General features: G+C 66.7%; 16 protein-coding genes. 10 read left to right on the top strand and 6 right to left on the bottom strand.

What is annotated here, in order from left to right:
* Nucleotides 1–124 precede the first annotated feature (124 nt).
* Nucleotides 125–1,069 carry a hypothetical protein gene (locus AB0H54_RS21815; protein WP_357347269.1) on the top strand — a complete coding sequence of 315 codons (945 nt, stop codon included), beginning with the start codon at nt 125–127 and terminating at the stop codon, nt 1,067–1,069.
* A gap of 374 nt (nt 1,070–1,443) precedes the next feature.
* Nucleotides 1,444–1,683, top strand: a complete 240-nt coding sequence (locus tag AB0H54_RS21810; RefSeq protein ID WP_357347574.1) for a hypothetical protein — start codon at nt 1,444–1,446, stop codon at nt 1,681–1,683.
* Nucleotides 1,684–1,701: 18 nt separating this feature from the next.
* Here the strand turns inward: AB0H54_RS21810 and AB0H54_RS21805 are convergent, their stop codons facing one another.
* Nucleotides 1,702–2,265: a S1 RNA-binding domain-containing protein gene (locus tag AB0H54_RS21805; protein WP_357347267.1), complete on the bottom strand. Its 564-nt coding sequence runs from the start codon at nt 2,263–2,265 to the stop codon at nt 1,702–1,704.
* A gap of 287 nt (nt 2,266–2,552) precedes the next feature.
* On the opposite strand from AB0H54_RS21805, the gene AB0H54_RS21800 reads away from it, so the two are divergent.
* From AB0H54_RS21800 to AB0H54_RS21790, 3 genes are all read left to right on the top strand, one after another.
* Nucleotides 2,553–4,217 carry an exonuclease domain-containing protein gene (locus AB0H54_RS21800; RefSeq protein ID WP_357347265.1) on the top strand — a complete coding sequence of 555 codons (1,665 nt, stop codon included), beginning with the start codon at nt 2,553–2,555 and terminating at the stop codon, nt 4,215–4,217.
* Nucleotides 4,218–4,887: 670 nt separating this feature from the next.
* Complete coding sequence (locus tag AB0H54_RS21795; protein ID WP_357347263.1) at nt 4,888–7,152, top strand: restriction endonuclease; 2,265 nt, start codon at nt 4,888–4,890, stop codon at nt 7,150–7,152.
* A gap of 178 nt (nt 7,153–7,330) precedes the next feature.
* Nucleotides 7,331–7,957: a TerD family protein gene (locus tag AB0H54_RS21790; RefSeq protein WP_357347261.1), complete on the top strand. Its 627-nt coding sequence runs from the start codon at nt 7,331–7,333 to the stop codon at nt 7,955–7,957.
* Nucleotides 7,958–7,974: 17 nt separating this feature from the next.
* Here the strand turns inward: AB0H54_RS21790 and AB0H54_RS21785 are convergent, their stop codons facing one another.
* The 5 genes from AB0H54_RS21785 to cysD are packed head-to-tail and all read right to left on the bottom strand — an operon-like array spanning nt 7,975 to nt 13,880.
* A complete protein-coding gene (locus AB0H54_RS21785) occupies nt 7,975–9,108 on the bottom strand; it encodes a sulfotransferase (RefSeq protein ID WP_357347259.1) in 1,134 nt (377 codons plus the stop codon).
* A 17-nt stretch (nt 9,109–9,125) separates the two neighbouring features.
* On the bottom strand, nt 9,126–9,911 hold the full coding sequence (locus tag AB0H54_RS21780; RefSeq protein ID WP_357347257.1) for an SDR family oxidoreductase: 786 nt from the start codon (nt 9,909–9,911) through the stop codon (nt 9,126–9,128).
* A complete protein-coding gene (locus tag AB0H54_RS21775; RefSeq protein ID WP_357347255.1) occupies nt 9,908–11,125 on the bottom strand; it encodes a hypothetical protein in 1,218 nt (405 codons plus the stop codon). The genes AB0H54_RS21780 and AB0H54_RS21775 overlap by 4 nt, the downstream gene beginning before the upstream one ends.
* Nucleotides 11,122–12,975: an adenylyl-sulfate kinase gene (cysC, locus tag AB0H54_RS21770; protein WP_355271925.1), complete on the bottom strand. Its 1,854-nt coding sequence runs from the start codon at nt 12,973–12,975 to the stop codon at nt 11,122–11,124. The genes AB0H54_RS21775 and cysC overlap by 4 nt, the downstream gene beginning before the upstream one ends.
* Nucleotides 12,975–13,880 (bottom strand): sulfate adenylyltransferase subunit CysD, encoded by a 906-nt coding sequence (gene cysD, locus AB0H54_RS21765; protein WP_357347253.1) that lies wholly within the window; start codon nt 13,878–13,880, stop codon nt 12,975–12,977. The genes cysC and cysD overlap by 1 nt, the downstream gene beginning before the upstream one ends.
* Before the next feature lie 87 nt (nt 13,881–13,967).
* On the opposite strand from cysD, the gene AB0H54_RS21760 reads away from it, so the two are divergent.
* The 5 genes from AB0H54_RS21760 (at nt 13,968) to AB0H54_RS21740 (ending at nt 18,800) form a co-directional block, all read left to right on the top strand.
* Nucleotides 13,968–14,900, top strand: a complete 933-nt coding sequence (locus tag AB0H54_RS21760; RefSeq protein WP_357347251.1) for a helix-turn-helix domain-containing protein — start codon at nt 13,968–13,970, stop codon at nt 14,898–14,900.
* Nucleotides 14,901–15,004: 104 nt separating this feature from the next.
* The gene (locus tag AB0H54_RS21755) at nt 15,005–15,958 is read left to right on the top strand and encodes a hypothetical protein (RefSeq protein WP_357347249.1); all 954 of its coding nucleotides are present in this window, start codon (nt 15,005–15,007) and stop codon (nt 15,956–15,958) included.
* A gap of 41 nt (nt 15,959–15,999) precedes the next feature.
* Nucleotides 16,000–16,671: a GntR family transcriptional regulator gene (locus AB0H54_RS21750; RefSeq protein ID WP_357347247.1), complete on the top strand. Its 672-nt coding sequence runs from the start codon at nt 16,000–16,002 to the stop codon at nt 16,669–16,671.
* Nucleotides 16,672–16,728: 57 nt separating this feature from the next.
* The gene (locus tag AB0H54_RS21745; protein ID WP_357347245.1) at nt 16,729–18,114 is read left to right on the top strand and encodes an allophanate hydrolase; all 1,386 of its coding nucleotides are present in this window, start codon (nt 16,729–16,731) and stop codon (nt 18,112–18,114) included.
* Nucleotides 18,111–18,800 (top strand): cysteine hydrolase, encoded by a 690-nt coding sequence (locus tag AB0H54_RS21740; RefSeq protein ID WP_357347243.1) that lies wholly within the window; start codon nt 18,111–18,113, stop codon nt 18,798–18,800. The genes AB0H54_RS21745 and AB0H54_RS21740 overlap by 4 nt, the downstream gene beginning before the upstream one ends.
* The last annotated feature ends 14 nt before the right edge of the window (nt 18,801–18,814 follow it).

Below are 18,814 nucleotides of genomic sequence, written 5' to 3'. Positions count from 1 at the left end.
GCACCGTGGCCTTCCGGGGCACGGTGGCGAGGCGGGACGTAACGTGCGGGTAGCTGGCGCCGACCGCAATGGTGTGGGGTTGGACCAGCGAGGACAGGACGGCAGGCGCGTGACGGTCGGTCGGATGAGACGAACAGTCGTGGTGGCGGGGACCGCGGGAGTCCTCGGCCTGCTCGGATACGGCGGGGTCGCGGGCGCTGAACCGGCCCTCGCCACCCGCGGTGGGATCAGCATCGCGGGGGTTCCCGGCGCGGAGCGTCCCGCGCGAAGCGACGGTGCCTGGCTGGTTGCCGGTCCGGGCGACCACGGCAACGGCGGTGGCAACAAAGGCGGCAACGGGAATTCCAACCCGGGTAGTGGGAACGGTAATCAGGGCAACGGGGGCGGCAACCAGGGCAACAACGGCAATCAGAACCCCGGCAGCGGCAACGGTAATCAGGGCAACGGGAACGGCAACCAAGGCAACAACGGGAACCAGGGCAACAACGGCAATCAGAACCCGGGTAGCGGCAACGGCAACCAGGGCAACGGTGGCGGTAACCAAGGCAACACCCCGAACCCGGGCAACGAACCCGTGCCGGAAGCACCGGCACCCGCCGAGGCGGCTCCCGAAGTGCCACCTGCACCGGTTCCGGCTGCACCGGACGCCTCCAACCCGGGGCCTGCCGAACCGGGAGGCGCGTCGGCACCGGAAAGCCCACCCGGCGGCGGCGGACCACCCGCCGGATCTGCCCCTGGCGCCGAGGCACCCGCCGGATCTGCCCCTGGCGCCGAGGCACCCGCCGGATCTGCCCCCGGCGCGGAGTCACCCGCAGCCCCGGCGCCGAGCGGACCGGGTAGCCCACCCGCCGCACAGGCACCGGGCGGCGGGCCGATTCCCGCGCACGACGTCAAACCAACCAGCGACACCGACACCCTCCCCGAGCCGGACCTGCTCTCCGTGATCGGCGGCCTCATCGCACTGGGCCTGGCCGGCGGCGGATCCGCCGCGGTGAGCTTCCAAGGCGCCGCCCAAGCCCAGGCCCGCATCGACGCCGCCCGCGCCGAGTTCTTCGGCCCCCGCGCGTAATCAGGGGAGTGCTCACCGGCTGACCAGCGGACCGGACTGGTGTCGCGAGCCGAGGCGGCCGGGCTCGACGTGACCGGGGTCGGCGGTCGCACAAGTGTGCTCGTCACGAAGGCGCCGGATTCTTCGGCCCGTGTACGTGATAGGGGGACTGGGTGACCGGCGAACGGCTCACCAGCTGAAGTTCTGGCTCCCATTTCGTGAAGGACCCAGATCGGGATCGCCTGGGGCACTGTTCAGTTGGTCGATCAGCCTTGTTCTGATCTCGGCGTGTTGACGATCTTGTTTTCGCACCTGGACGGCCTGGTGATCAGCGGGGTCCGCGCTGTCGGTTCCACGGTCCGGATCGACGCGGCTACGGCGGACAAGCAGATGGAATGCCCCGGCTGCTCGGCATCATCGAAGCGTGTTCACAGCCGCTACCCGCGGGTTTGACCATGCACTGGAACAGCGGAGCGGTCGAAGGCCACGTCAACCGGATCAAGATGCGGAAACGACAGATGTTCGGCCGAGCGAAGCCCGACTTGCTGAGGAAACGCATCCTGTTTGAGCGATTGAGCAACAGAACGATCGACATTGCGAAATATGGGCCAGAACCAGCTGTGGCTCGGCATTGACACCTTGGGTGCTCGGAGTCAGAGCTGACCCGCGGTCGGTCGGGAAAGGAACAGCCGGCGGTTTTCCTGGTCGATTTGGGTGACGACCACCGTGACCTCGTCCCCGATCTGGACGATATCCTCTGGAGCCGCCGCGGGCGTCGATGTGAGGTCTCGAAGGTGAACCAGCCCTTCGATCCCCTCTGAAACTTGGACGAAAACGCCGAACGGCACCAGCTTGGTGACGTGTCCGTGTAGTTCTTGGCCCACGGCGGTGCACGCGGCGAAGGCCTGGAAGGGGTCGGGCTGCGTTGCGCGCAGGGACAGCCTGGCTTCTGCGTTCCAGTCGTCGAATTGGAGGAACTCACCTGAAACGCGCTGCCCAACCTGAACAATATCGGAAGCCGCGTCGAATCGTCGCCAGGACAGTTCTGGGATCGAAATGAACCCGACGCCCGGGTAGAGAGGATGCTCGGGGCCATCGTCCAAGGCTACGAAGACGCCGAAGCGCTCAATCGCCACGACAATGCCGGAAAGGATCTCGCCGCCCCGCAATGATTCCAGGAACCCCCAGAGTTCTGGGCTCTCGGCCTGCCAGTCCATGCTGTCCAGCCTGTCATGACGCGCTCCGAACTCTCAACTGCCCTGAGGTACTCCACGCCCCGGGCAGTCGAGCAGCACCGAACGTAACTCTTCTGCCGCTGGGCGCTCGTTGGTCGACCGTCCGAAACCTGGCTCGGATTGATTGGGTGGCAAGGATCTTCGCTGAAGCAATGGGGCTCCGGAGAGTACGCGCACGGGGCCGCGGCTCCAGACCTGATCACGAAAAGGGGGCCAGATCCTGAGCGGGAACCCGGGTGCCGACCCCATGCTCCTGGTGCTCGCGAAGCATGGACACGTCGTGTGGCACAGGCGAAGTCGAGTTCGACTGCAACATTTCCGAACTCGGCTACGATGCGATGCTCATGCAGGGGATGACACAGGTCGGTGCGCACCAGCAGGCAGCGGGATTCGGCGAGTTCACCGTGGTCGACGTCGAGACCTCGGGCCTGCAACCGAGCAGGCACCGGGTCCTGTCCGTCGCCGCGCTGACCTTGGACAGCGCCGGACAGGTGACGCGCGAGTTCCACACGCTGCTCGATCCCGAGTGCGACCCCGGTCCGGTGCACGTGCACGGGCTCACCGCCGAAGTCCTGCGTGGCTCACCGCGGTTCGCGCATGTGCGCGAGCAACTGTCGTCGCTGATGGCCGGACGGGTCCTGGTGGCGCACAACGCGCTGTTCGACTTCGGATTCCTGGCGAGTGAGTTCGACCGGGCGGGCGGAGTGCTTCCAGTCCGCCGTCGGTTGTGCACCCTGGCACTCGCGCGCCGCGTCGCGGTCCCGACACCGGACTACAAGTTGGCGACCTTGGCCGGCTATTACGGTGTACCGCAACAGAAAGCGCACGACGCGCTCGACGACACCCGGGTTCTGGTGAACGTTCTGCGAGCCTTGGTCGCCGACGCGGCCCGCCTCGGCATCGCGCCGCCCCTGCTGTCCTGCGAGCCGACCGCAGGTGATCGCGCCGCGACGACCTGGCCGCTCGGGCGGAGCGGCCCGAAGCCGCCGTGTGCCTACGCCTACCCGGGACGGTGGGAGCCCGGCGCGCCGCTGCGGCAGGGCATGAAGGTCGCGTTCACCGGCGACACCTGGATCGACCGGGAAGAACTGGTGACGCGCGCCGAGGCGGCCGGGCTCGACGTGACCGGTGCGGTGAGTGGTCGCACGAGCGTGCTCGTCACCAACGCGCCGGATTCCGGGACGGGCAAGGCGCGCAAAGCGATCCAGCACGCGACCCCGATCATGGACGAGCCGCGCTTCGTCGCGCTGCTGGCGACGATCGAACCCGGGCAACCCAGGACCACCACAGCAGATCAGCCCCCGTCGCGGCGACAAATGTCAAGGCTGCACATACGACAATCAATATCGATCGGATCTTGGGCAAACGGAGGTAGGAAGCCCAAACCTACCCGGCGGCGGCATTCCGTCCCCGAGATCCCGCCTCCGGCTGTAGGTTGCACCGCCATGGGACAACGGAAGAAGCCGCCGCAGTATCTTGTCTCGACCTCCTATCACCTCCACTGGCAAGGAACAGGGGGGATCGCGGTAGAGGGCCGAACCTTCGCGTCGGAGCCTGAGGCCATGGCGCTGGCCAGGGAGAAGATCAAGGAGATGCGTGATGGTGGCGCGGCGACCGCCGTGCGCTCCGTGACGGTCAAGCTCTGGAACACAGAGATTCGAAACCCACCGCTGTTCGAAGCGTCGTACTACGACGACGAGCAAGAGCTGACCACAGCAGAGACATACGCCGCCCGAGTGCATGAGGAGCACTGGATGTTTGACCGAGGAGGCGGCCACGTTCATCTAGGTCGACCGCTGACCTACTCGTACCCCGAGTGGGAGGAAAGTATCGGTCCGAAGGTGGAAGTCTGCCCGCACTGCGGAAGGGGTCTATCCCAAGACCTGCAATGGAAATCAGTAGAGCGCCAGTTGAGGCGTCGAGCGAACTTCTAAACCCGTACAGAACCTGACACCCGCACAACCCACCGATCCGGACCCCAGGGGCAGGGATATACCCCCTGGGGTATGCCAAGCTCCCGCAGCGGACACCCAAGACGACACGCCCATACCCGGTAGAGATCGCACCGCCGGCCGTGATCCGGAAGCTGTTGGAAGCGCTCGAACGATGGGATCCGAGGCGGTAGGTGTCATGAGCAGCGCGATACAGGCAAAGCTTGATGCACTGAACGAACGCGCGGCACAGCGCTCGATGTGCGTCCGTCGGGCGGACCAACCTCTGTACGGATCGCAGCTCGCGAACCCGTTCCGCGTGGTACGCCATGGGTCCCTGGAGAACATCGACGCGTGGCTTACGGCAGCGGAGAACCATGACCGATGATCCTAGGATGGGTTGTTGCATTCGCGGTTCCGGCCGTGGTCCTAGACGGTGCGATTGTCTGGCCCGAATAGGCCGCACCCGAGTGCAATCGACTCACCAGGCCCCCCACGTGTGTGGACGCTATGGACAGCTGAGTCGTTGTCTGGCGACACGGCGTTGCTGTTCGTAGTCCACGATGTCTGGGACCTCGATCACCTGGGCGAGGGGTGTCAGCGCGATGGTCCTCGACCGCCCCCATGGGACGCCCTGTTCGGCCGATAGGCCCTGATCCTGGATACTTCCTGTGTGCGCAACTTCTCAGTCCTGAGCGACCTCGACTTCGAGTCGGTCGTCGCAGACCTGATAGCCGCAGAATCCAGCGCCTACGTCGAGCGATTCGCCCGTGGCGCAGACGGGGGGATCGACCTGAGATGGCATCTGCCTAATGGTGAACGAGCAATAGCGCAGTGCAAGCACTACTTTCGCTCAACGTTCTCTCAATTATTGAAGTCGGCCAAGGACGAAGTTCTGAACGTAAAAGCTCTTGATCCTGCTGAGTATCGATTTTATACAAGCTTCGACCTGTCGGTAACCCAGAAGCAGCAGGTGTATGAAGTATTCTCTACGTGGATGTCTGGGCCTGGACTTGTGTTTGGAGGTCGCGATATAGATGGCGCACTCACTCTAAACTCCAACGTCGAGCGTCGGCATATCAACTTGTGGCTGTCCACGGGAACGGAGTTATTCTGGGCTACAAATTCTGAGATTGCTTCCCGCTCAGGTGTTCTTAGAACACGTATCGAGCGCACCCTGAGCACGTATGTGCGAGGCGAGTCTTACGAAGAAGCGATTAAGATCCTTGACGAGCATCGTGTGTGCCTGATTGCGGGAGTTCCCGGAATAGGGAAGTCTGCCTTGGCTCAAATGTTGGTTGCAAGCTACATCACCCTCGGCTATCAGCCGATCGAGGTCTCCGAAGATATAAAAGAAGCCTTTTCGGTGCTGGACCCCGGGGCTAAGCAAATCTTTTTGTACGATGACTTCTTGGGTCAGATATCGTTCACTGAGCGCATGGGAAAGAATGAGGACTCTCGACTGGTAAACTTCATTGATGCTATTGGGCGGATGTCCAATAAAAAGCTTGTCATGACTACCAGAGAGTATATTCTCAGGGATGCCCGTCTCGACTATCATCGACTGACGGAACTCAGCGAACATCTTCACTTCATTCTGGCGCTCGATAAATATTCGCGTCTCGATCGTGTCCAAATCTTGTACAGCCACTTGTGGCGCGCAAATGTTCCTAAGAGCTGCCTAAATGAGCTGTCTAGTGGTGGATGGAAAGAGATTGTTGATCATACGGGCTACAATCCAAGGTTGATAGAGTATTGCACAGGCCCCAACTTTGATGCCTCATCTGCGGGGTACCTGACTCGATTTTCTGAGATGTTGACTCACCCCGAAGCGCTCTGGCGAAATGCGTATGACCGCCACCTCGCTGAGAATCAAAGAGCGCTTCTGCTGTGCATGGCTTCCATGCCGGTACAAGCGCCGTATGGGAACCTGCTAGACGCTTACCTCTCTTACAATTCGAAGTCGCACATTCATGCGAATGTCGCCTCATTTCGTTCTTCACTTGAAGTATTGGAAGGAACGTTCATCTCCATCGCTAAGAGAGGAGACCATACCGTACTATCTTTTCATAGCCCGTCTGTGGCCGAATTTGTGCTTGATCAGATACGAGAAGATCCCGCCGTGCTTGCATCACTTATATCAAGTGCGGTGTCCTTTGAGCAGCTTACTATTCTGAGAAACGCAAGTGGAGAAGGCTCTTCTTATGTGACTGGCGTTAGCGGTGGTGTTACACGCCGAATGCCAGTGGAGCTGTTTGGTGACAAATACACGGAAGCGCTAATTAGAACGTTTGGAGGGCCGAGTCCGGTTAAGCAGCTGAAATCAGGCACGTTGGCCAGCTACGAAGATCCTGATGGGCTGTTCGAAGACCGCCTGGGAGACGTGCTCGACTTGCCAAGTGACCTTCGACCACCAGACACGTGGATAGAGTCACGACTGACCTACTTGTCGGAACGCTGGAAAAAGGCTATCGGAGGGAAGTCTGAGGCGATCCGGGTGCTGCGTAAAGCCTCAAGGCTTCAGGTGAGCGGAATTATCTCAATTCCTGAAGCAACTCTTGCTGATTGTCGCGTGGCCCTTGAGGGCTGGCTTGGCTCGTCTCTTGCGGAGACAGCCGATTGGCGAGCTTTTGTGGATTTTAACATCATCGATTCCGGCGACGAGATCGATGAGGAAATTAGGGACCAGTTTCTCGATCATGCGTTGAATGAGTTGATGGCATGGGATCCCTCACCCCCAGACCTCGATGCCCTGGTCGACATGGCAGAACTTTTCGGCGTATTTTCAAGTATCGAGGAAGATGTTAACGAGGCGGAAAGGCGTGCATACGAGCAGGATGACATAGATGACGGTTCTCGCGCAATGGCGCATCGTCACACTCCGGGGTTCGAGGATGAAAAGGAAATAGAAAAAATGTTCAACCGCTTCACGAGCTAGGATCCCGCACTAATCCTTCATTCAAATTCGGCACTACGCGGATGCTTGGTGACGTCCTAAGGGAGTGTGCGCCCTCCTTTTTCCCAGAGTTGGTCACTGCCAATTCCCGGAAATCTTGTCTATGCCAGTGTAAGGACGGTGGCTAGCCGCGTGTCCGGGAGGCGACGTGGATCGCCGGGTGCGGAAGGCCACCGACCTCGGGCTGGCCCTGCACGGACCGGAATTGCTCACGCGGACGCCGACGGCGGAATCCGAACCTCCGCCCGAAGTCCCGACAGCACCCGAGCCGACCGTCCTGGCCCGGGGCCAGGTGATCGATCTGCCGATCGAATCGGACTCCTGGACGTTGCGTGCCACCTGGAACCAGCTCGGCACCGCCGCCGTGGACCTGGTGGCCTTTCTCGTGGACGCCGAGGAGAAGGTCGGTAGTTCCGACGATTTCGTGTTCTACAACCAGCCTGTCGCCGAGGGCGCCAGACTCGCGCAGGAAGGCCCGACCGAGCAGTCGATCGCCGTTTCGCTGGACGACCTCGCCGAGCATTGCGTCCGCGTCGTCTTCGCGGCCGCCCTCGACGCACCCGGCGTGACCTTCGGCGATGTCGGCGCCATCGAGATCGAACTCGCCGCAGGCCTCGAAGCGAGCGCGGTGATCCGTTCGACCCTGGACGCGGCCACGGTCGAACGGACCCTGCTGCTCGCCGAACTGTATCTACGGGGCGAGACCTGGCGGTTTCGCGCCGTCGGGCAGGGCTATGAGTCCGACCTCGCCACGGTGGCCCGGGGGTACGGGGTCGAGGTCGGGTAGCTCATCGGTGATCTCGCTCAGCTGCCGAAGCGTTCGGCGACCATGTCCTCGGTGAGGCCGTAGTCGGCGAGGGAGTAGTGGTGGGTGGGTTTGCGGTCGCCGGTGCGGCTCTCGTTGTCGAGGGCGGTGATGGCGGTGCGGGCCTCCTCGGTGAAATCGGTGCCGATCCGGGTGTAGATGCGGTCGACGACGCCGAACGGGTCGGCGCGCAGATCGTCGAAGTCGACGTCGATGAAGGTGGCGTCGGTGTGCCGGGCACGGGCGGCGGTGAACTCGGCGAGGCCGCGCGCCCACAGATCGAGCTGGGTGCGCCCGATGGTCTCCCCGGTGAAGACGGTCGACCAGCCGCGGGTGGCGTGTTCGTTGAGGCTGCACACCGACGGGATGATGGTGGCCGGGTCGCGGTGGGTCTGGATGACGATCGCGTCCGGGTAAACGGCAAGCAGCGCGTCCAGACAGAACAGGTGACTGGGGTTCTTGAGCACCCAGCGCCTGCTGTCGTTCATGCCGATCAGCTGCAGATTACGGCGATGCCGCGCGTAGGCGGGGGTCCAGTCCTGCCCCGCCAGCCACTGCGCGTAGCTCGGCACATAGGCCAGGCACTCGTAGGAATGCGAGGTGCCCGACTGCCGCAGCAGCTGCCAGCATTCCTCCACATCCGAGGCACTCATGTAGTGCAGACCCATGAACTCCGGGTTCTGCACCTGATGCTGACGCAAGCCCGCGTCGATCTGCTGGTAGGCCGGATTCTGCGACCACGTCTCCCGCGGCGGACGCGGCTGCGGGAAGTCGGTCAGCCACATCTCCAGCCCCTGGTTGGCCGGATCGGCCGCCAGCAGCCGGTGCAGCGCGGTGGTGCCGGTGCGGGGCAGGCCGGTGACGAAGATCGGCCGGGTGACCGGAGTGTCGACATAGCCGGGGTTGGCCGCCCAGGCGGCCTCGCTCAGCGCGCGGGCGACCAGGGTGCCGCGCAGGAAGAACCGCGACATCTTGCTGCCGAGTTCGGTGAGCCCGGCCTCGTCACGGTACGAGTCGAGCAGCACCTGCAACGCCTCGGTGTAGTCGTCGGCCCCGAAATCGGTGAGCCCGGTGAGTTTGGTGGCTGAGGCGTGCAGGTCGGCCACGGTGCCGACATCGGTGCGCACGGTCATCGAAGGGAGCTCCTTGCTCAGTTGTGGTATTCGCCGCAGTTGACGTCGAGGGTCTGGCCGGTGATCGCCGAGGACCAGTCGGACGCGAGAAACACCACGGCGCGGGCGATCTCCTCGGGTTCGGGCAGTCGCTTCAGGTCGGACTTCGACGCTGTCTGCTCGTACACCTGCTCGACGGTGATGCCGTACTTCTCGGCGACCTGCCCGAAGTACCACTTCAGCTGGTCGGTCCAGATGTAGCCGGGCAGCACGCTGTTGACCCGCACGCCCTTGCCGCCGAGCTCGGTGGCCAGGGTCTGCGACATGGCCAGCAGCGCCGCCTTGGTCAGCTTGTAGCTGCCGTATCGGGGTTCGGAATGCCGCACGACCATCGAATTGATCATCACCACAGCGCCTTTGGCCTCGGCGAGGGCGGGCGCGAACGCCTGCGTCATCCGCAGGCCGCCCAGCACCGTCATGTCGAGACTGGAGCGGATGTGATCGAAATCGGTGCGGTCCAGCGGTTTCATCGACGGCACCGAGAACGCGTTGTTCACCAGCGCGTCCACCCGGCCGAACGTCTCGACGGTGCGCGCGACCAGGTTCGCGACCGCGGCCTCGTCGGTGATGTCGGTCGGCACGCTGAGCGTGGCGCCGCCCGCGGCCTCGATCTCCGCGGCCACCTCCAGCAGCCGCGATTCGGTGCGCGCCGCCAGCACCACCGTGGCGCCCGCGGCCGCCGCCTCCAGGCAGATCGAGCGTCCGAGTCCGGGGCCGACCCCGGAGACGACGACGACCTTTCCATCCAACAGTGCCCCGCTCATCCGAGCATCCTCTCTGCGAACGCCCGCTGCCGGGCGGCGATCCGGTCGCGCCGGCCCGCGGCGTCGATCGTGTTGTGGTCGAAATGGGGAAGGTGCTCGGCGATCTCGGCGACCGGGACGACGGTGACCGTCGGGCCGTCGGCCTCGGTCATCGGCCGATCGGTGCGCTGCCAGCGGAACTGCAGAATGCCCCTGGTGCGGCCGGTGGTCTCGATCCAGTTGGTGATGCCGGGATCCCGCTTGCTCACCACCATCCGGATCATGCCGTCCGGATCCACCTGGGCCTGGGCGTGATTGAGGCTGGTCTGGTGGTTGACGTAGTCGAGCGAGATGTACCAGAGGCTGCCCAGCTGGAAACCCTGATACGGCGCATCGGATTTCGGCACGGTGATCACCAGCGCCTGATCGTCGGCCAGATCGAAATGGCCGACCGAGGAGTACTGGGTGCTCAGACCGCCCGGGGTGAGCCGGGGCGCGGTGAGCGTGTTCACCGGCAGGTCGAGGTAGAACCACTTCGGGAAGTTGAACCAGGTGTGCACCCGGGTCAGCAGCATCTTGGCCGCGGCGCCGTAGCGCTTGCGCATCCGGGCCAGATCCGGCTCGACGGGCGCGGTGCCGATGGTGTCGACGCGCTCGATCCGGATCGAGCCCTTGCGCTCGGTCCAGTCGCTGTAGACCTCGCGCACCGCCAGCATCGACGCGCCGTCACCGAGCGCGAAGTAGCCCGGTCCGGCGTCCGGCTTGGCGGGGCCGAAGCGGATCGAGAAGCTGCCGTCGTCGGCGATCGGGATCCGGCGGTCGTCGAAGGCGTCCTCGCCGCCGGGCACCTCGGTCGCGGTGTAATCGCCCTTGAGCACTTGGAAACTGAGGTCGACGGTGCTGCCGCGCACACCGCTCACCACATACTCGGCGTCCGGCTCGATGTTCGCGTGGTAGTAGAGGGTGTCCGGATTGTCCAGGCCCATCTTGGCGTAGGGCCCGGTCGAGGACACGAAGTACGGATGGCTGGTGCCGTGCGCCCCGGACAGGCGCAGGCAGGCGGCGACGCTCGCCGCGAGATAGTCGTAGCCCTCGGCCAGATCGGCGTCACTGCGCACGAATTCGGCGCCGGCGATGAGCTTCTCGGCCTGGGCGACCGCGGCGGTGAACGGCGCGGTCAACGGCTCCGGTGGCGCGGTGCTCCCGGCTTCGGTGGCGGTGCTGGAATGGGTCAACGGTCTGCGATTCCTAGCTCTCGGAGGATATGGGCGGCGATCTCGGCGGGGGTGCCGAGATCGGGGGTGATGACGAGATCGGCGTCGGTGGGTCGCTCGTAGGGGGAGCTGATGCCGGTGAAACCGGGCAGCTCACCCGCGCGGGCCTTCGCATAGAGGCCCTTGGGGTCGCGGCGCTCGCATTCCGGCAGCGGGGTGTCGACGAACACCTCGTGGAACGGCAGCTCGCGCTCGTCGTGGGTGGTGCGGGCCCTGGCCCGCTGCGCGGCGAACGGGCTGATCACCGACACGATCGCGATCGCGCCGGAGTCGGCGAACAGTGCGGCGACCTCGGCGACCCGGCGGACGTTCTCGTCCCGGTCGGCCGCGGAGAAGCCGAGGCCCGCGTTGAGTCCGTGCCGCAGATTGTCGCCGTCGAGCAGATAGGCGGCCCGCCCGGCGTCGACCAGCTGACGCTCCACCTCGACGGCGATGGTCGACTTCCCGGAACCGGACAGGCCGGTCAGCCAGACCGTGGCACCGGCGTGCGCGCGATCGTCTCGGCCGACCGCCGAGCGATGCCAGACCACCGTCGCAGGCGCGGCGTGCGCACCGGTGTCGCGTCCGGTGACCATGCCCGCGGCCACCGTCTGATCGGTGACGGGATCGATCAGGATGAAGCTGCCGGTGCGGCGGTTCTCCCGGTACGGATCGAACAGCAGCGGCTGACGGCTGCGCAGTCGCACCCGGGCGATGTCGTTGAGCGACAACGCGTCCACGTCCTCGAGCCGGTGCAAGGTGTTGACATCGAGTTGGTAGTCGATGGCGGTCACCTCGGCGGGGGAGGTCTGCGCGGCGGTGCGCACCAGATACCGGCCACCCGCGCGCAGCTGCGTGGTCTCGGAGAACCAGCACACCATCGCGTCCAGGTCGGCGCCCTGCTGCGGGCGATTGCCCGGTCTGGCCAGGAGATCGCCACGGCCGATGTCGATCTCGTCGTCGAGGGTCAGCGAGATCGCCATGCCGGTGAACGCCTCGTCGACCTTGCTGCCGCCGGGGCCCCAGATCTCGCGTACCCGGGAGGTGTGCCCGGCGGGCAGCACCACGACTTCGTCGCCCGGCTTGAAAATGCCGCCCGCGACGGTGCCCGCGTAGCTGCGGTGATCGAGACCCTGCTGGGCCCGGATGACGTACTGGATCGGCAACCGCGCGTCGATGAGATTGCGGTCCGAGGCGATGTGCACGTCCTCGAGGTGGCGCAGCAGCGGCGGACCCGGGTACCAGTCCATGTGCTCGGAACCGTCGACGACATTGTCCCCGAGCAGCGCCGAGACCGGCACGAAGCTGAGGTCGCCGACCGTCAATTTCGCGGCGAACGCGGCGAATTCGGCCCGGATCTCCTCGAACCGTTCCTGCGACCAGTCGACCAGATCCATCTTGTTCACACACACCACCAGGTGCGGAACCCCGAGCAGGGTGGCCAGGAACGCATGCCTGCGGGTCTGCTCGGACACCCCGGCGCGGGCGTCGACCAGGATCAGCGCCAGATCGGCGGTGGACGCGCCGGTCACCATGTTGCGGGTGTACTGGACGTGGCCGGGGGTGTCGGCGATGACGAACTTGCGCCGCGGCGTCGTCACGTAGCGGTAGGCGACGTCGATGGTGATGCCCTGCTCACGCTCGGCGCGCAGCCCGTCGGTCACCAGGGCGAGATCGGCCGCGTCGCCGCCACGTTCGGTGCTGACCCGTTCGATCGCGGCGAGCTGGTCGTCGAACAGCGACTTGGAGTCGTAGAGCAGCCTGCCGATGAGGGTCGACTTGCCGTCGTCGACGCTGCCCGCGGTCGCCAGGCGTAACAGGTTGCGGCTCATCAGAAGTAGCCCTCTCGCTTGCGGTCTTCCATGCCGGTCTCGGAGATCCGGTCGTCGGCGCGGGTGGCGCCGCGCTCGGTGAGCCGGGTGGCGGCGGTCTCGGCGATCACCTTCGCCGCGGTGTCGGCCTCGCTCTCGACGCAGCCGGTGCAGGTGGCGTCGCCCACGGTCCGGAAGCGGACGGTGGCGTCGAAGGTGCGCTCACCCGGTTGCGGGGTGATGAATCGGCCCGCCGACAGCAGCATTCCGTCGCGCTCGACGACACGGCGCCGGTGCGCGTAATACAGCGTGGGCAGCTCGACCTCCTCGCGATCGATGTACTCCCAGATATCGAGCTCGGTCCAGTTCGACAGTGGGAAGACCCGGATGTGTTCGCCCTGCTGGTGCCGCCCGTTGTAGAGGTTCCACACCTCGGGCCGCTGTGCGCGCGGATCCCATTCCCCGAACCGGTTGCGGAAGCTGAACACTCGCTCCTTGGCCCGCGCCTTCTCCTCGTCGCGGCGCGCCCCGCCGAACACGGCGTCGAAGCGGTGTTCGCCGATCGCCCGCAGCAGGGTGGTGGTCTGGAGCGGATTGCGGGTGCCGCCGGGGCGCTCGACCGCGCGGCCCGCGTCGATGTCGTCCTGGACCGACGCCACCAGCAGGCGCGCCCCGGTGCGCTCGGCGGTCCGGTCGCGGAACTCGATGACCTCGTCGAAATTGTGCCCGGTGTCGACATGCAACAGCGGGAACGGCAGCGGCGCCGGCCAGAAGGCACGACGCGCCAGATGCAACAGCACCGCCGAGTCCTTGCCACCGGAGAACAGCAGCCCCGGTCGCTCGAAGGTCGCCGCCACCTCCCGGAAGATATGCACCGACTCGGCCTCCAAGGCCGCCAGATGCGACAGCTCGTACCCCGTCTGCACTCGTTCACCCACTTCGTTGTGTGCTCCGCCGGGGGAATCTCCCCGCCGGGTTGCGTTGTCGAATACTCGACGCTATTGTTCGATATTGTGACACCGACGATAAGCCGGGCCGAGCGCGCCGGTCAAGAGGTGACCCCGGAATCCGTGCGTGAGGTGGCGGAGCCAGGCGTGGCCTCGCCTCCGACGCAACGCGTCGTGAAGGTGCTCGAGCTGCTGTCCCGGCATCCGGCGGACCGGTTGTCGCTCGCGCGCATCGTCCGGGAGGCCGGGCTGTCCAGGGCCACCGCGCACGCCGTGCTCACCCAGCTCACCGCCGACGGCTGGACCGTCCGCGACGACGACGGGTGCTACGGCATCGGCCTGCGTCTGCTCACCGTCGCCCGGCGCGCCGAAGCGGCGTTTCCCCTACGCCGGACCGCCGCGCCGCACCTGCGCGCGCTGTGCGAACACACCGGCGACCCGGTGTTCCTGGCCGAACGCGACGGCGAGAGCATCGTGGTCACCGAGGTGGTGGGCGAACCGTCCGCCGGGTGGATCCGCGCGGGCCGCAGGCTCCCGCTCGCGCCGCCGGTCTGCCGGGAGTTCGTCGCCTGGGCGCCCGAACCCGTCCGGCGGGCGTGGCTCGCGGCCGCCGACCCGGCCCATCGCGACCGCCTGACGCGCGTGCTCGCCGAGATCCGGCAGCGCGGCTACTCCGTCGAACGCCTCGTCGACGACTCGACGCCGATGCTCGAGGTGCTCGCCGGCCTGCGCGATACGCCGATCACCGCCGCGCTGCGCGCCCAGCTCGGCTCGGTCATCACCGAACTGATCACCATCGACTACCTGCCCGACGAACTCGGCCGGGAGAACGCGGTCGTCACCCTTGCCGCGCCCGTGCGCGACGCGAGCGGCGCGGTGGTGGCGGCGGTGGTCAGCTGTCCCGACGCCCGCCTGTCGGCCGCTGCTGTGAGCGCGCTCGGCGCGGCCACTGTCGCTGCGGCGGAACAGATCAGCGCGCACGCGATCCACCCCGCCTGACCCGCCGTCCGGACCACCGCGGCCGACCGTTCGCCATTAGGCTGGCGGGGAGAACCCGGCCGTACCTGCGGGATGGTCGCGGCAGGTGTGAGAGAGGACTCGACGTGGCGGACGACAGCGATCGCTGGTGGGAAGCACCGGGACTGGGGCAGCCGCCACAGACCGGTCCGGAACCGTACGCGCAGCCCGCGCCACCGCAGCCCTACGGCTACCCGCAACCGCAGCAGGGCGCGTATCCGCCGCCCCAGTACGGCGCGCCGCAGCCGGGGTACGGGCAGGCGCCGTACGGTCAGCAGCCGTACGGCTATGCGCCACAGCCCGCTCCGGGCCCGCCGCGGCGCGGTGGCGGTGGTGGCGCGGGCGTGATCATCGCCGTGGTGGTCGTGGCGGTGCTCATCGTGGCCGTCGGCATCGTGGCCGTCGTGCTCGGCACCCGTTCCTCCGACGACACCACCACCGCGTCCTCGTCGTCGGTCACCTCGGCGCCGGTGCCCACCGGATCGCTGTCGGGCACGACCACCGCCCCGGTGACACCGGGGGCGAAGGGCGTGCTCATCCCCACCTATCGCGTCGCTTACGACGTGCCGTCGGCCTGGGCGGTCGCCCCCTCCTACGACACGATGAGCTTCAGCACGGCGAACGGCTCCATCGACGGTCGTGGCCAGTCGACCGAGGGCGAGAAGTACTGCCCCGGCTCGGCGTATCGCGCCATGGCCGCCGTCACCGCGACCACGGAATCCGATCCGGCCGCCGCCGCCAAGACGGTCGCGAAAATCGCTGCGGCGGGCGGCTATTCGGATCCCAGCGGCGGCAAGCTCACCACGCCGACCTCGCTGACCACCCAGAGTGGAGTCGCGGGCCAGTTCGTGGAGAGCACCGGGCCGTGGAAGCCCCAGCTGTCCGGTTGTACGGCCAACGCCTACTCGGTCTACACCTTCGCCTTCCGCAACGCGGCGGGCACCCTGCTCGTGCTGACCATCCTCGTCGACCGCAATACCAGCGGGGAGATGAGCGCCGAGGAGGCCAAGAAGCTGATCACCAGCCTGCGCCTGGTCTAGCGGCCGGGGCCGCCCCGCCGCGGTGTTCGTAGACTCGACCTATGACGGCAGCGGCATCCGATTCGACTGTGCTACCGGCGAGTCTGGTGGAGATGACGGCGCGGCACGTGCGGGCCGAGGTGCTCAGTGGCGCGCTGGCCCCGGGCGTGCGGGTGGGGGAGGAGGCGCTGTGCGCGCGGCTGGGCATCAGCCGCGCGCCGGTCCGCGAGGCCCTGCGGCGCCTGGCCGAGCAGGGCTTGATCGAGCACCTGCCGCGGCGGGGCTACCGGGTGATGGTGTGGTCGGCGGCCGACATCGTCCAATTGTTCGAGGTGCGACGGGCATTGGAGCGCCACGCGCTGTCCACCGCGCTGCCGCACCCCGATCTGGACCGCGGGCTCGGGGGCGTGCGCTCCGCACTCGACGAGCTGACCGCCGCCGACCGGCGCGGCGACTGGGTCGCCCGCGACGACGCGCATCGCCGCTTCCACGCCGAGATCGTGGCGCTGGCGGGCAATCGGCAGCTCGATCTGGTGTACGGCCAGATCCTGGTGAAACTGCAACTGGCGATGGCGCGCAACCTGCGCGAGGAGACCGAGGTCGCCGCCCGCCGCGACGGTGTGCGCAGACACCGCGAGCTCTTGGCCGCGGTCGCCTCGAACGACCCGGCCGTCGCCGAGGCCGCCCTGCGGCAGCACGGCGAGCAAACATACCTGAAACTCGGTATCTGCTAACACATCCGATACAGACGGCGCCTCCGGCCGTCACACATTTTGTCGACAATCGACAACATGATCGGTTCGGCAGGCCCCACGGTCGCGGAAATCCTCGCCCAGCACCAGGACGGCAACGGTTCGCCGGCCAGAACCGCCGCGCGGGTCGCCGACGCGATCACGGCCCGCGGCGACGACGGCACCTGGATCACCCCGGTGCCGCGGGCCGCGTTGCTCGCCGCCGCGGCGGAGATCGAGCGTAGGCCGGGGGCGCGGGCGCTGCCGTTGTACGGCGTCCCGTTCGGGGTGAAGGACAGCATCGATGTCGCCGGGTACCCGACCACGCTGGCCTGCCCGGACTACGCCTACACCGCGACCAGGACCGCCCCCGCCGTGCAGCGGCTGCTCGACGCGGGCGCGCTGTTCGTCGGCAAGACCAATCTCGACCAATTCGCGACCGGCCTCAACGGCACCAGGACGCCGTATCCGATGCCGCGCAGCGTCTTCGGCGGCGACCTGATCTCCGGCGGCTCGAGCTCCGGGTCGGCGCTCGCGGTCGCGCTCGGGCAGGTGCCGTTCTGTGTCGCCACCGACACCGCGGGCTCGGGCCGGGTGCCCGCCGCCCTCAACGGGATCGTCGGCTGGAAGCCGTCGCGCGGGCTGATCAGCACCGTGGGGCTGGTGCCCGCCTGCAAGTCGCTGGACTGCCTGACCCTGATGGGCACCACGATCGAGGACCTCGACCTGGTCTTCGACATCATCGCCGGGGTCGACCACGACGACCCGTGGACACGGTCCCGTGGACCGCGCTATCGCAGCACGCCGATCCGGGTCGGCCTGCCCGCCGAGACCGACCTCGACTTCTTCGGCGACGACGCCATGCGCGTCGCTCACCTCGCGGCCCGGGATCGCCTGCCGCGCTCCGGTTTCGACTGCGTGGCGACCACGCTCACGCCGTTCCTGGACGCCGGGTCCCTGCTCTACCAGGGCCCCTGGGTCGCCGAACGGCTCGTCGAGTTCGAGAGCTTCCTCGCCGAGCGGCCCGACTCGCTGCTGCCGGTGATCCGCGAGATCCTCACCGGCGGACAGCGCTTCACCGCGGTCGACGTGTTCCGCGCCCAGCAGCGGTTGCAGGAACTGCGCGCCCGGGTCGGCCTGCTGTGGGCGGACTTCGACGTGATGGTCGTGCCCACCATCGGCACCACCTTCACCGTCGACCAGGTCCTGGCCGACCCGATCGCGACCAACACCGTCCTCGGGCACTACACCCACTTCGGCAACCTGCTCGACCTCACCGCGGTCGCCGTGCCCGCGGGCACCACCCGCGACGGCAGGCCCGTCTCGCTCATGGTGTTCGGGCCCGCCCTCGCCGACGACACCGTCCTCGCGGCCGCCGCCCGCCTGCTCGACGAACCGCGCGCCGTCACCCCGTCCCGCTCCACCGTTCTCGAGGACCACCGATGACCGAGATCCCCGCCACCCCGGCACCGTTCCCCTTCGACCCGGCCACGACCGCGCTGCTCGTGATCGATATGCAGCGCGACTTCCTGCTCCCCGGCGGCTTCGGCGAGAGCCTGGGCAACGATGTCTCGCTGTTACGAGCGGTCATCGATCCGCTGGCCGGGCTGATCGCCGCCGCGCGTGCGTCGGGCGTGCCGGTGATCCACACCAGGGAAGGTCATCTGCCGGATCTCTCGGACTGTCCACCCGCGAAACTGCGGCGCGGCGATCCCACCCAGCGCATCGGCGATCCCGGCGCGTTCGGCCGCATCCTGATCCGCGGCGAATACGGGCACGACATCGTCGACGAGCTCGCGCCCCTCGAGGGGGAGGTGGTGATCGACAAGCCGGGCAAGGGCGCGTTCTACGCGACCGAGCTCGGCGCGGTGCTGGAACGGCTCGCGATCACCTCGCTGCTGGTCACCGGGGTCACCACGGAGGTGTGCGTGCACACCACCGTCCGCGAGGCCAACGACCGCGGCTACGAGTGCCTGGTCGTCGCCGACTGTGTCGGCTCCTATTTCCCCGAGTTCCAGCGCGTCGGGCTGGCGATGATCGCCGCCCAGGGCGGGATCTTCGGATGGGTCGCCGACTCGGCCGACGTCGTCGGCGCGCTGACAACCACCACCGCTTCCCCCGTCACGGCCTAGCGAACAGGAACACC

Source organism: Nocardia sp. NPDC050718 (genome assembly GCF_040654235.1).
In the GTDB taxonomy this organism is placed as follows: domain Bacteria; phylum Actinomycetota; class Actinomycetes; order Mycobacteriales; family Mycobacteriaceae; genus Nocardia.
This window is presented reverse-complemented; position numbering and strand designations above follow the sequence as displayed.